This is a genomic window from Actinobaculum sp. 352 (assembly GCF_003957265.1).
Lineage (GTDB): Bacteria > Actinomycetota > Actinomycetes > Actinomycetales > Actinomycetaceae > Asp313.
Genome location: NZ_RQSN01000002.1, coordinates 375,383 through 387,030, shown reverse-complemented (window position 1 = coordinate 387,030; position 11,648 = coordinate 375,383). Strand labels below are relative to the sequence as shown.

General features: G+C 60.0%; 14 protein-coding genes. 8 read left to right on the top strand and 6 right to left on the bottom strand.

Features of this window, described 5'->3' with window-relative positions; genetic code table 11:
* Positions 1-14: 14 nt before the first annotated feature.
* The 4 genes from EKN07_RS03775 to EKN07_RS03760 all read left to right on the top strand — a co-directional run bounded on the left by EKN07_RS03775 (position 15) and on the right by EKN07_RS03760 (position 2,834).
* Positions 15-638, top strand: a complete 624-nt coding sequence (locus EKN07_RS03775; RefSeq protein WP_126145649.1) for a hypothetical protein — start codon at positions 15-17, stop codon at positions 636-638.
* Between the two features lie 145 nt (positions 639-783).
* On the top strand, positions 784-1,332 hold the full coding sequence (locus EKN07_RS03770) for a hypothetical protein (protein ID WP_126145648.1): 549 nt from the start codon (positions 784-786) through the stop codon (positions 1,330-1,332).
* Between the two features lie 125 nt (positions 1,333-1,457).
* On the top strand, positions 1,458-2,138 hold the full coding sequence (locus EKN07_RS03765) for a hypothetical protein (protein ID WP_126145647.1): 681 nt from the start codon (positions 1,458-1,460) through the stop codon (positions 2,136-2,138).
* 12 nt (positions 2,139-2,150) lie between these two features.
* Entirely contained in the window at positions 2,151-2,834 is a 684-nt protein-coding gene (locus EKN07_RS03760; protein ID WP_126145646.1) for a hypothetical protein, read from the top strand.
* Positions 2,835-3,009: 175 nt separating this feature from the next.
* Here EKN07_RS03760 and EKN07_RS03755 read toward each other — a convergent pair whose 3' ends face one another.
* The 3 genes from EKN07_RS03755 to EKN07_RS03745 are packed head-to-tail and all read right to left on the bottom strand — an operon-like array spanning position 3,010 to position 5,766.
* The gene (locus EKN07_RS03755; protein WP_126145645.1) at positions 3,010-3,855 is read right to left on the bottom strand and encodes an ABC transporter permease; all 846 of its coding nucleotides are present in this window, start codon (positions 3,853-3,855) and stop codon (positions 3,010-3,012) included.
* A 13-nt stretch (positions 3,856-3,868) separates the two neighbouring features.
* Positions 3,869-4,729, bottom strand: coding sequence for an ABC transporter permease (locus EKN07_RS03750; RefSeq protein ID WP_241228120.1), 861 nt, complete (start codon positions 4,727-4,729; stop codon positions 3,869-3,871).
* Between the two features lie 50 nt (positions 4,730-4,779).
* On the bottom strand, positions 4,780-5,766 hold the full coding sequence (locus tag EKN07_RS03745; RefSeq protein WP_126145643.1) for an ATP-binding cassette domain-containing protein: 987 nt from the start codon (positions 5,764-5,766) through the stop codon (positions 4,780-4,782).
* Positions 5,767-6,076: 310 nt separating this feature from the next.
* Between EKN07_RS03745 and EKN07_RS12800 the strand changes: the two genes are divergently transcribed.
* Genes EKN07_RS12800 through EKN07_RS12785 form a run of 4 tightly spaced genes read left to right on the top strand, consistent with a single transcriptional unit; the run spans position 6,077 to position 9,490 of the window.
* Complete coding sequence (locus tag EKN07_RS12800; RefSeq protein WP_206435662.1) at positions 6,077-7,201, top strand: ABC transporter ATP-binding protein; 1,125 nt, start codon at positions 6,077-6,079, stop codon at positions 7,199-7,201.
* Positions 7,183-7,758, top strand: coding sequence for an ATP-binding cassette domain-containing protein (locus EKN07_RS12795; protein WP_205647350.1), 576 nt, complete (start codon positions 7,183-7,185; stop codon positions 7,756-7,758). Before EKN07_RS12800 ends, EKN07_RS12795 begins: the two co-directional genes overlap by 19 nt.
* Positions 7,751-8,647, top strand: a complete 897-nt coding sequence (locus EKN07_RS12790) for an ABC transporter transmembrane domain-containing protein (RefSeq protein ID WP_205647296.1) — start codon at positions 7,751-7,753, stop codon at positions 8,645-8,647. The genes EKN07_RS12795 and EKN07_RS12790 overlap by 8 nt, the downstream gene beginning before the upstream one ends.
* The gene (locus EKN07_RS12785; RefSeq protein ID WP_205647297.1) at positions 8,648-9,490 is read left to right on the top strand and encodes an ATP-binding cassette domain-containing protein; all 843 of its coding nucleotides are present in this window, start codon (positions 8,648-8,650) and stop codon (positions 9,488-9,490) included.
* A 92-nt stretch (positions 9,491-9,582) separates the two neighbouring features.
* On the opposite strand, the gene EKN07_RS03730 is transcribed toward EKN07_RS12785, so the two are convergent.
* The 3 genes from EKN07_RS03730 to EKN07_RS03720 form a co-directional block, all read right to left on the bottom strand.
* Positions 9,583-9,906: an AzlD domain-containing protein gene (locus tag EKN07_RS03730; RefSeq protein ID WP_108714990.1), complete on the bottom strand. Its 324-nt coding sequence runs from the start codon at positions 9,904-9,906 to the stop codon at positions 9,583-9,585.
* Positions 9,899-10,585 (bottom strand): AzlC family ABC transporter permease, encoded by a 687-nt coding sequence (locus EKN07_RS03725; protein ID WP_240611337.1) that lies wholly within the window; start codon positions 10,583-10,585, stop codon positions 9,899-9,901. Before EKN07_RS03725 ends, EKN07_RS03730 begins: the two co-directional genes overlap by 8 nt.
* A 231-nt stretch (positions 10,586-10,816) precedes the next feature.
* Positions 10,817-11,584, bottom strand: coding sequence for an ABC transporter ATP-binding protein (locus EKN07_RS03720; protein ID WP_346962688.1), 768 nt, complete (start codon positions 11,582-11,584; stop codon positions 10,817-10,819).
* Between the last annotated feature and the right edge of the window lie 64 nt (positions 11,585-11,648).

The window sequence follows — 11,648 nt, the reverse complement described above, 5'->3', positions numbered from 1 at the left end:
TCGGGAGGGTTTCGATGAGCGGAACCCGACGTCGTCGTGTGTTGTTGGTCGTTGTAGTAGTGCTAGTGGTCGGGTTGGTGGCTGCCGGGGTCGCCTTCTGGTGGGTGGTGATACGGGATACGCGTCCGCGCTTTGCGGTCGATGAAGTCGATGATGGTTTGAAGGTGGAGTGGGTGTCGACGGATGTCTTGGACACTTTGTTTGAGACAACGTATCGGCTCACGAATACGACCGGCGAGGATGTGTGGTTGGGTGGCAGTCGGGGGATTGTGTCGGATCGTTCACGCGGGGGCTATGCCTTTGCCGCTGCGTTTGTTCCGCCTGATCCTGACGTGGATTACTATGTTGAGCCTGCTAGTGGAGTATCGGTGTTGGGTGCGGGTGAGAGTCGGTATTTGAATATCTCCGTGGCGCTACCGTTTAGCTTGATGCCGCAGATGGAAGATGATGATTCGGATGTGTATGTTGATCCGTCTTCGCTGCGTATCTGTGTTGGGTATATTCCGGATTCTGAGCTTCCCGAGGGTATGCCAGAGAAGGGGCTGAGCTTGGGCTACCCGGATATGCTCGCGATATACGACTGGACTGGCTTCCGCTTGCAGCATGTTTCGTGTTCTGAGCCGTTTGATTTGAATTAGGTGGGGAGGAGGGAAGGTGGATATGTGTGTGGTGTGGAGACAAGTGAGGGTTGTCAGAGTGCTAGCTGCTGCGGTGGTCGTGTTGTCGGGTTGTCAGAGTAGCGATTCGCCGGGTAGTTCGAGTGCCTCGTGAGGGTCGTTGCCTGTGACGCCGACGCCGTTTGTCTCGTCGTCGGCGTCGGATGAGTCGGAGCGGTTTGTTGTGGATGAGGTGGATGATGGTCTGAAGGTGGAGTGGGTGTCGGCGACAGCGACGGATGACGAGTTTACGGGCACTTTTCGGATCACGAATCTTACCGGTGAGGATGTATGGACGCCTTCGGGTTCCTATGTTGTACAAGACAAGGAGCGTGGGTCGTATGCGTTCGCGCGTGTGTTTCTGGCTCCTGATCCTGATGTGAGTTACTACGTGCCGCCTACGAGTTCCGTCTTTTTGTTGGAGGCAGGCGAGAGCAGTGAGCGACGTATTACGTTGTCGCTTCCATTCATGTTGACTGCGCAGCGGATTGATGCTGCTCCGACTGTTGTTGATGTGCAGTCGGCACGGATGTGTGTTGGGTATATTCCGGCGTCTGAACTTCCCGAAGGCCGCCCTGCAGAAGGTTTGTACAACAGTACGGGTATGAGAATGGAAGACGATTTGGGAGCTTCCCTTCAGCATGTTTCGTGTTCGGAGTCGATTGATGTGGAGTAGGGAGGCGTGGTTGTGATGTGTCTACGGCCGCCAGTGCCCGGGTTCGGTGCGGATTGTGGGGCATCGTGTTGCTCGTGTTACCTCGCGCCGGTTTTCGTGTCGTCCGTCGCGGTGGGAGGTTGTTGATGAGTAGGACCCGGTGTCGTCGCCCGGTGTTGGGGATAGTGGCGGTCTTGACGCTGGCCAGTGTGGCGGCTTGTCAGGGTAATGGTGAGCTCAGTGGTTCGGGTTCCGTGTCGGTATCTTCTGGGGTGTCGTCGACGTCGTCGCCTGTGACACCGACACCGTCGGTCTCGTCGTCTGCGTCGGATGAGTCGGAGCGGTTTGTTGTGGATGAGGTGGACGAAGGCCTCAAAGTGGAGTGGGTGTCGACAGATGTAACGGATACGTCGTTCGAGGCCACGTATCGGGTCACGAATATGACAGGCGACGATGTGTGGCTTGCGGGTGGCATCGACGTGGTGCGTGATGCTGACCAGGATAGTTATGCGTTTGGGGCGGTTGTTCTTCCTCTTGATGAGGCGAAGCATTGGGTGACACCGCCGATGACGACGCTGTCGTTGCTGTCAGTGGCTGAGAGTCGTGAGGAAGGTTTTTCGCAGCCGAGGCCTTTTGAGGTGTCGTCGCGAGAATATGAGGACTCGGAAGGCCCCGTGGATCCTTCCTCGATGCGATTGTGTGTCGGTTACGTTATGAGTTCTGATCTCTATCGTGATTCTGACTCGGGTGGGCTTTTGGGTGTGGAGATCGTGGAGGCCTTTGAATTGCAGCATATTTCGTGTTCTGAACCGGTTGATCTGGGGTAGGTGAGGGCACAGATGAGCGTGCGAGTGGCGTGGCGTTGGATGGTGGTTGTCGGAGTGCTTTCCGGCGTGGCGTCGGTGTTGTCGGGTTGTCAGAGTGGCGATTCGCCGGGTAGTTCGAGTGCCTCGTCAGGGTCGTTGCCTGTGACGCCGACGCCGTTTGTCTCGTCGTTGGCGTCGGATGAGTCGGAGCGGTTTGTTGTGGATGAGGTGGATGATGGTCTGAAGGTGGAGTGGGTGTCGACTGATGTTTCGGATACGTCGTTTGAGGCCACCTATCGGGTCACCAACATGACGGGTGAGGATGTGTGGCTCGCGGGTGGTTCGTATGTGGTGCCTGACGAGGTTACTGATGGCTATGCGTTGGTGGATGCATACATGCCAGTGGATCCGGATGTTCTTTACGAGTACGAACCAGCCAGTCCGGTGCATTTGTTGGCGTCGGGTGAGAGTGAGGAAGGGGAGATGGCGTTCGCGCGCCCGTTTGAGGTGTCTGTGCAGATGATGAATGCCCCTGCAATGATTGTTGATTTGGATTCGACGCGGATGTGTGTGGGGTATGTTCTGGCATCGGACCTTCCAGAGGGCGTGCCGGAAAAGGGACTGCTTAACGGTTCTCCAGATGTCTACGCACTGTCGGACCAGACCGGTTTCGAGCTGCAGCATGTTTCCTGCTCAGAGTCAGTTGCTCTCGACTGATTCCGCGGCAGGTCGGGATGAAAGGCGCTAAGCGCCCGCTGTGGGGCCGTTACGCCGGAACACTGCGGAAGCGGAGTGTCGCCCCTAGGAATCCGCCGGCCAGCCCTAGGAATCCGCCAACCCCTAGGGATCCGTCAGGCGTAGCCCCGAGGAATTCGCCAAGTGCCGACTGCCCCTAGGAATTCACCGGGCGTCGGCTCGCCACTCGGGCCAGTACGAGGCTTGCGATGATTACCATGCCTCCGAACCAGGCAGTAAAGACGAGCAGATGGCCGACGTCGAGGACACCGTTGCGAGCGTCCGTCACCATTTGCGTCACGGCAGTCACCGGTGAGGCGCTGACAACGGGCCGTAACGCGGGCGCGTACATTTCACGCGGCATCACCGCTGTATTGAAGAACATTGCCGCCATGATCAGAGGCGAGAAACTCAATGCTCCCTGTGGAGACTCCACGGTGTAACCCAGCATGCTGCCGATGCTGCCAGCCGCATACGCAACCAGCGCAAGTATGAGAACCGTCCAGGCGAAACCGGCGACGCCGCCGAAGTCCGCGCCGTATGCGAATCCGACGCCCAGCGCAGCCGCAGACGTGATAAGGGCGCGCAGGCTTTCCGCCACCACGCGCCCGGCTAAACTAGCCGACTGGCGCCCTGGCATGGTTGCCAGTCGATCAGGCAGTCCCTCCTGGCGCTCCTGCACCGTGCTGCCCGCACCCATGATCGCACCGGTAAATGCCATGGACACGGCGACCATCACCGCAACATGCGCGGGGTTCATCCCGCTCCCAGAGAACTCTTTGACCATGCCTCCGAACATGATGTTGATAGCGGCGACCATGACGATGGGCATGCCTACGGTGGAGGTGATCATGGTCGATGAGCGAGACCATCTTCGCAGGAGCCGTCCCGCGTGAACTCGCATAGACGTGAACCAGCTGACCGATGATCGAGTGGCGGATGCAGAGGCCGGTGAAACCGCTGGTGTCAACGCCCCCTGTGAGGAATTCGGGCTCGTACTCATTGCTGCCCCCTACTCATCGCTGCCTCCTAAAGGCATGGGCCACCCAGAGCGAGCCGAGTACCAAACCCGCAACCAGCCACGCAAGGGCCTCCCATCCCGTTGAGCCTGCGCCTGTTCCTGCCAGGAGCGCCCGAGTGGTGTCGATAAGCGGGGAAAAGGGCAGATGCTCAACAACGGGTCGCAGCCAGCCTGGTAGCAGGGCCACAGGAATGAAAGCCGTGGAGAAAACGAGTAGCGGCATCTCGACTGCCTGGAGCAATCCGGCAGTCTGCACCGGGTGGGATGAGCGCAGAGCGATGCCGCAGAAGGCCAGGGCCATTACTTCCCCCATAACCAGCACGATACCGAAGCCTAGGATCAAGCCCGAGACGCCGTCCGGTTGTGCCCCGCAGACCAAGCCCAACGCCACCACGGTGGCTAATGAGCACAACGACCGGATGAGATCGGTGATCAGGCGTCCACCTACCGCAACTATTGCGTTGATGGGCATGGCACGCATACGGGAGAGCAGTCCGTTCTCCATGTCAACAGCCAGTGCCAGTGTGGAGCCGCCTGCGGTGAACATTACCGCTTGGATCATGCATGCGGCCATGAGGAACAATGCGTAGTCGAAGCCGGACGTAGCCGCTGCATGGCCGAAAACCGACCAAAAAGACAGCATGAATAGCCCGGGAATAACAAAGGCCGACACCAGGGAGGCGGTATTGCGCCGCAGGCGCAGGTTGTTGCGCCAGACCGCCCCCGCCAGGGCGCGCGTCAGCTGGTGCTCGCTCCTTGTATATGCCTGGTCGGAGGCCGTGCCGCGTGTAGCGGGCGCCTCGGTACGGTTCGCATCGCCAGCATCCCCGGTTCCGGGTGCCTTCGGAGGGTGCACTGACCGCGCACCGTACGTGGGTCCGGTGCTTTCAACTGGGTGGGTGGACATTATGATGCCCCCGCCGCCGTGAAGGCCGTGCCAAGGAAGACGTCGTCAAGCGTCGGCGGTGTGAGTGCCGCAGAAACCGTGACGATATCTGCATTTTGAATGGCAGTGAGCGCGCGCGAAAGATCCTGCACTCCACCATGGGCGGTGAACGAGACTGTTAAACCGTCCAGGGATGGCGTGATACTCGTAGGCCCGAACTCCGATATGAGAATGGTCTGCGCTACCCGGCGCGAATCTGCCGTGTCGCGGAATGTCAACTGGCACAAGGGTGCTCCGAATTCTTCTCGGATAGCAGCGGGAGGCCCGTGCAAGACCACCTGTCCATCGCGGATGAGGACCACATCGTCGGAAAGCCTCTCGGCTTCATCAAGATATTGAGTGGTCAGTAATACTGCGACACCGCGGCCACGCAGCTGCTCTACCGTCTCCCACAGTTCGCGGCGGGATAACGGGTCAAGTCCGGTTGTGGGTTCGTCAAGGAAGAGTAGCCGCGGTTCGACAACGAGCGAGGCCGCGATATCCAAACGACGTCGCATGCCGCCAGAGTACGTGGCGACGCGCTGGGTTGCCGCATCGGCGAGTCGGAATTGTTCGAGGAGTTCATCGGCGCGCGCCTTCGCCTCACGGGGTGGCAGGCCGTGGAGGCGCGAGAAGAACACAAGGTTCTCCCGGCCGGTGAGTTCGCCGTCAACGGCAGCGAATTGGCCGGTCAGAGAGATGAAACGGCGCACCTCGTCGGCTTGTTTGACGACGTCGGCTCCGCAGACGGATATCGTGCCGGAAGACGGCAGCATCAGTGTCGAAGCGATGTTGACCAGGGTCGTTTTACCGGCGCCATTGGCACCGAGCAGGCAAACGACTTGGTGGTTGAGTACGTCGAAGGAGAGCCCCTTGAGCACATCCTTCTTACGTCCGTTTTTACCGAAGCTCTTGTGAATCTGCCGGACGGCGAGAATAGGCTCGTTACCTACAGTGTTGCTGCTCATGCGATGCGTCCTCTATTTCTGAGTGTTCGATGCTCAGGGCACCCGATCCGAGTCGCTGCTCATAAGGACATCCTAACTTGGACGGTTGTGGTAGGCAATGGTGGGATCTGTATCGGTTGGAGTCCGTGCCATGGCCACAGTAGGCGAGCGGCCATTCATTCACAGCACGTCAAGGCAAGGTAAGGCTTTCCTAAATTGCTGCGAGCGCCTAGGCTTGCGAGTAGCGTGACGAATTGGCGGTTGGCTGGCCCGTCAACACATCTATATCGAATTCGCGCTGCTGCAGACGTACACGGAAGGTGAAGGAGCGATGACGCGAAACGAAGAACAGATGACGCGGACTCACCCAGCGAGCAATGCCTGTACGGGACCGGCCAACGTCTGGCAGTTAACGGCCAGCGCGCATCGCTCGATGCTGCTGGGCGGCCTGACGGCTTTTGTCGGCTCTGCAATCAAGCTAGTGCCCTACATTGCACTGGTAGAAATCGGGCGTGGTCTGCTGGCAGGCGCCGACTCCTCGCGACTGTGGCGCTGGGTTATCGTCGCCGTCGTCGCCATGGTGATTCACGGTGTTGCGTATATGGGAGCGCTGGGAGGCAACCATCGCACGGAGGCCCGGCTGCGATACGAACTGCGGCGCAAACTCGTCGCTAAACTCAAACACGTCGCCCTCGGATGGTTCAATGACCGCTCCTCCGGGGTGGTTCGTAAATCAATCACCACTGACACGAGCGCAATCCACTCCCTCGTTGCTCACCTCGCCGGAGACCTGGCCAATACGCTTGGAACAATCGTCGTGGGTTTCGCCTACCTGCTCTACCTTGACGCTCGGTTCGCCGGGATCATGATTGCCGCATCCGTTGTGCTCATCATCGTGTGCATGATTCCAACCACACGAGCGTGGGGAAACGATTTCAACGCCTACGCCGACGCGCAACGTGACCTTGCCGCGGTCACGGTGGAGATGGTCGACGGCATCAAGGAAGTGAAGAACTTCGGTATGACGGCCAGCGTCTACGGGCGCTTCGACGAAGCCCGCCGACGCCACGGCGACGCTGCCATGCAATGGATGCGTAATTCCGGTATCGGTATGGCCGTGATTCAAGCGGTTATGCAACCGGCTGCCACCCTCGCCCTCACCGCGGGTATCGGATACTGGATGGTTGCGCTGGGATGGACGACGCCGGTCACGGTGTTGGCGTTCATGCTCGTGTGGGTGGGAATCCCCGAAGGGCTGACCACTCTGGTGCAGCTCGGGCAACAACTCTATGCGGCACGGGAGGCCGCCCGCTCCACCGTGGACATACTGCAAGCAGAGGAACTACCAGAACCGGATGAATCGGCCGTCGTCGTCGGGAATCCATCCCGGGTGGAACTCCGGGATGTTGAATTCTCCTATGACGAAGGACGCAGGTTATCAAGGGCATCAGTCTGACCTGCGAACCCGGAACCGTAACGGCGCTCGTTGGTCCTTCTGGTGGTGGAAAGTCAACACTCGCCAAGCTCATCGCCCGCTTCTGGGATGTGGATGCCGGGGCGATAACGGTAGGTGGCGTGGACGTGCGAGATCAAACGAGCCGGCAGCTCATGAGTTCCATGGCGCTGGTTTTCCAAGAGGTGATGACTGTCGCCGACACAGTCGCCGGGAACATTGCGCTCGGAAAGCCGGGAGCCAGCCGAGAAGAGATCATCGCCGCCGCGCAGGCCGACGCCCACTCGGAGTTGGAAATCCAGCGGGCCATTACCGGGCTGGCACAAGGCCGCACGGTCATCATGATCGCCCATCGCCTTTCCACGATCACTTCGGCGGACCAGATCGCCGTGATCGACTCTGGACGAGCGGTGGAAGTTGGAACGCACGAGGAACTTGTCGCCCGCGGTGGGCTCTACGCCGATCTGTGGCGCGCCCAGACGGCAAGCATGAACGCTACCGCTTCCGCGCAGTCGACGGCGGCCGCAGCGAGCAGCGAAGGAGAAGCAGGGCATGTTTAGGCGTTTTAACAAGCATTTCGACCACCCGGAGACCATCTATTTGCTTATCGTCGGCTATGTTGCCGCCGCTATCCTGCAGGGCCTGGCCTTCGGAGCACTTATCGGGTTCTTACGTGCTTTTCTCGGGCCTGACCCGTCGACGGCGAAGAGCGCCCTGTGGGTTCTTCTCGCGCTTGGCGTGGCCGCATTCCTCATTCAATCCATCACCACCGCGTATGCGAACAAGGTGAGCTCCTACGATATTTGCAACAATATGACGGCCCAAGTGGGCAAACGAGTCTCCAATCTGCCCTTGGGATGGTTCGATGCGAATTCGGTGGTCCGGGTCACCGCAACAATTTCCACCGAAGTTGATACCCTCTCCCATTTGGCCTCCGTCGTGTTGCCCCAGCTCATATCGGCCACTGTCACCCCGGCGACGGTTATGGTGGTCACCTTTGTGTATGACTGGCATCTGGCGCTGATCATGCTTGTCGTCTTCCCGGTGGTGGCGGTGTTGTGGCGTTGGGCCTCCCGGCTCCTGATACGCGAACACCGGATCGCACCGCGTGTAGCCGCCCAGACTGCGGCACGTACCGCAGAGTACGCCCACCTGCAACCCGTTCTGCGAGCGCAGGGAGCGGCGGGCACCAACTGGCAGCCGCTCAGTGACGCGTTGCGAGCCGAGAACGATACCGTCACCGGGCTTATGCGTGCGCAGGCGGCACCCGCTGTATGCTTCGGGATCCTGGCACAGATGTTCTTCGCCGCAATATTGGCGGCGGGTCTGGGGCTCGTAGTGGGTGGAGATATCGACACTCCCACATATGTAGCTATCGCGGTGATGGCGGCGCGGTTCACGACGCCGATCAGCCAGTCTGTGCTGTATGCCTCTGCGTTGCAGGAGTGAATGGTCGCACTGGATGCCATCGGTGCGATTGTTGACAGCCCGATTCTGCCGGAACCCGCCGTACCACAGGCCTCACAGGGAACGCGGATCGTGCTTAACGACGTCGACTTCGGGTACACGCCGAACCAGAAGCTCTTCTCGTCACTGAGCCTGACGGCTCCCGCGCAGCAGATTACGGCGCTCGTGGGCCCATCTGGGTGTGGAAAGTCAACGATTACCAAGCTCATTGCCCGGTTCTGGGATGTGCATGGTGGCTCAATCACCGTCGGTGGCGCCGATGTGCGAAGCATCGGCTCTTCCGACCTGATGGTGATGACATCTATGGTGTTCCAGGATGTGTACCTTTTCGACACCACCATCGCGGAGAATATCCGCTTATCCCGCCCGGAGGCCAGCGACGAAGAGGTGCGTGATGCTATCTCCAAGGCTGGATTGGATGCGGTTGTCGCCGGCTTGCCAGATGGTATTGACACCCAGGTCGGCGAGGGTGGTCTTAAACTCTCCGGGGGTGAGCGGCAGCGCGTGTCAATCGCGCGAGCCTTCCTGAAAGATGCTCCGATCCTGCTCTTGGACGAGATCACTTCCGCGTTGGATACGGAGAACGAGGCGGCGATTACCGAGGCTCTTGCCGAGTTGTCCCGTGGGCGCACGGTTATCGTGGTGGCGCACAGGCTCTCGACAATCATGAATGCCGACCACGTCTATATTCTGTCGGGATACGAGAATGGCGAGCCGACACGTGTGGTTGAGCATGGTTCACCGCGCGAACTTGCCCGGGCCGGAGGCGTGTTCGCCTCGCTGATTGACGATTTCGCTCAGACCGCTCGCTGGCGTATCCGCTAGGTGTGCCGAGGGGAGAGGCCGTTGGCTGGATGAATTGGCGGTCCGGGGCGGCCGTGTTTGTCAGCTTGTGATATTCGTGCGGCCGTCACCCCTCAAACTGCGAAATTCATGAGGAGAACAAAGCAGAGGGTCCCGGCAGCAACCGAGAGGATGGTCCGGCGTCCGCATATCAGGTGCACGGCGGCGGTTACCGCGGCAGCAATTCCCGTGTACAGGAGGGGTGCGCCGGACGCTGCCGTGCGGAAGGTCGCTGCTGCGAGTATGCCGAGAATCCCAACCGGCATCCACACGGCCATCCGCGAGACGAAGCGGGATTCGCGCAGCGGTTTGAGTATGGCGAAGGGGATCGCGCGCAGCGCCACGGTAATTGCGGCGGCAACGCCGACGACGGCGAGAATCGCTCCGGTACTAGGCATAGGGCCATGCCCCTTTATTGCGAGTGAACAGGTAACGGATCCCGAGTGACGCCGCGAATAACAGCATGGAGGTGAAAATGACTGCACCCGGAGTCGCGACTATTGCAATGGCGAAGCTGAGGGCCGCCAGTAGCAAAGAGGGAACGGTCGCCAACGAGCGGGCGGCGTCGAGCGTCAGGGTGATGAAGAGTGCGCATAGGGCGAAATCAAGGCCTTTGATCTGCCCGGGCAGCAGGGAGCCGAGGAGGACGCCGACCATGCCGCCACCGACCCAGTACATCTGCAGAGATACTTGCAGCGCAATAAGGCGTGCCGGTGTCCACCCGTGTGGATGCGCAGTGGTGATGGCGTAGGCCTCGTCCGTCATCGCGTAAACCGAATACACGCGCGCAAAGCGGCCACGTAACACGCGCAGCGGGAAGGAGAAAGAGTAGAAGACGTGGCGGAAGTTGACGAAGAAAGTAGTCAGTGCCACCGTTGCCAGCGGCGCGCCGCCTGTCATAAGGCTGATTAACAGGAGCTCCAAGGATCCCGCATAGACCGCGCACGAGGTCAGCGGAGCAACCCACCACGGCAGCCCGGCCTGCAACACGAGCAGGCCGAAGGCGACACCGAGGGGAAACATGCCCAGCCCAACGGCCAGCGACATGCGGATTCCGGTGGTGACCTCGTGTTTCACCGGATCAGTCTCCCACTGTGCCCATAGCACCGGCCACTTCGCCCGATTGCTGGTAGGTAGAGCCGCTACCATCTAGCCAAAGAGCGGTCCGGTGGGTGTGCGAATTCGCCACAGCTGCCGTTCGATTCAAGGGATGAGCGAGCGTTGCCCGGTCACACATTGTCGGCATGTATTGCCCGTTCTTCCCTCCCGCGCCCCGTGATGTACGGCGCCAGCGCACACTGCATGCTGCTAGTCGATATTCCTTTGCATCAAGGGCACAACAAGCGGCGTACCTGACTCCGGATCCGGGATGACGCGGCACGAAACACCAAAGACTCTGTGCACCAGATCTGCGGTAATCACGTCTTCCGGGCTGCCATGGGCAAGAATCTTTCCGTCGTGCATGGCGATAATCTCGTCGCAGTACCGACCGGCCTGGTTCAGATCGTGTAAGACCGCAACAATCGTGGTGCCGTACTCGTCCACGAGCTCTCGGCACAAATCGAGTACATCGAGTTGGTGGGCGAGATCGAGGAATGTGGTGGGCTCGTCCAGCAGCAGGATATCCGTCTGTTGTGCAAGTACCATGGCAATCCATACGCGTTGCCGTTGGCCGCCTGAGAGTGCGGTCACGGGCTCTTTGGCGAGCTCGGAGGTATGGGTGCGTTGCAGAGCACGGGCGACGGCGGCTTCGTCGTCGCCGGTCCACTGATGAAGAAGGTTCTGATGCGGGTAACGTCCTCGCGCGACCAGATCGGCAACAGTGATCCCGTCCGGTGCCGTTGCGGACTGTGGCAGCAGGCCGATGATACGCGCGAATTCCTTGGAACCGTAGGCGCTCACCGCTCGTCCATTGAGAAACACGTCGCCGCTGTGGGCTGCCAGAACGCGACCGCAGGCTTTCAAGAGCGTGGATTTCCCACAGGCATTCGGCCCGATGATGGCCGTCATTTTACGTGGTGCTACCTGTAACGACACCCCGTGTAGGATCTCGGGCGCTGATCGTGAATAGGCCAGGTGTAGGGAGTCGACGTGTAGGTGGGCGCCCGCCGTTTCAGCAGCGTGCGCCCACCTGTGTGGT

Excerpts from the sequence above, each read along its gene's own strand:
- EKN07_RS03765 (WP_126145647.1), top strand. The coding sequence starts at position 1,458 with ATGAGTAGGACCCGGTGTCGTCGCCCGGTGTTGGGGATAGTGGCGGTC.
- EKN07_RS03760 (WP_126145646.1), top strand. The coding sequence starts at position 2,151 with ATGAGCGTGCGAGTGGCGTGGCGTTGGATGGTGGTTGTCGGAGTGCTT.
- EKN07_RS03745 (WP_126145643.1), bottom strand. The coding sequence starts at position 5,766 with ATGAGCAGCAACACTGTAGGTAACGAGCCTATTCTCGCCGTCCGGCAG.
- EKN07_RS03775 (WP_126145649.1), top strand. The coding sequence starts at position 15 with ATGAGCGGAACCCGACGTCGTCGTGTGTTGTTGGTCGTTGTAGTAGTG.
- EKN07_RS12785 (WP_205647297.1), top strand. The coding sequence starts at position 8,648 with ATGGTCGCACTGGATGCCATCGGTGCGATTGTTGACAGCCCGATTCTG.
- EKN07_RS03730 (WP_108714990.1), bottom strand. The coding sequence starts at position 9,906 with ATGCCTAGTACCGGAGCGATTCTCGCCGTCGTCGGCGTTGCCGCCGCA.
- EKN07_RS12800 (WP_206435662.1), top strand. The coding sequence starts at position 6,077 with ATGACGCGAAACGAAGAACAGATGACGCGGACTCACCCAGCGAGCAAT.
- EKN07_RS12790 (WP_205647296.1), top strand. The coding sequence starts at position 7,751 with ATGTTTAGGCGTTTTAACAAGCATTTCGACCACCCGGAGACCATCTAT.
- EKN07_RS03755 (WP_126145645.1), bottom strand. The coding sequence starts at position 3,855 with ATGAGTACGAGCCCGAATTCCTCACAGGGGGCGTTGACACCAGCGGTT.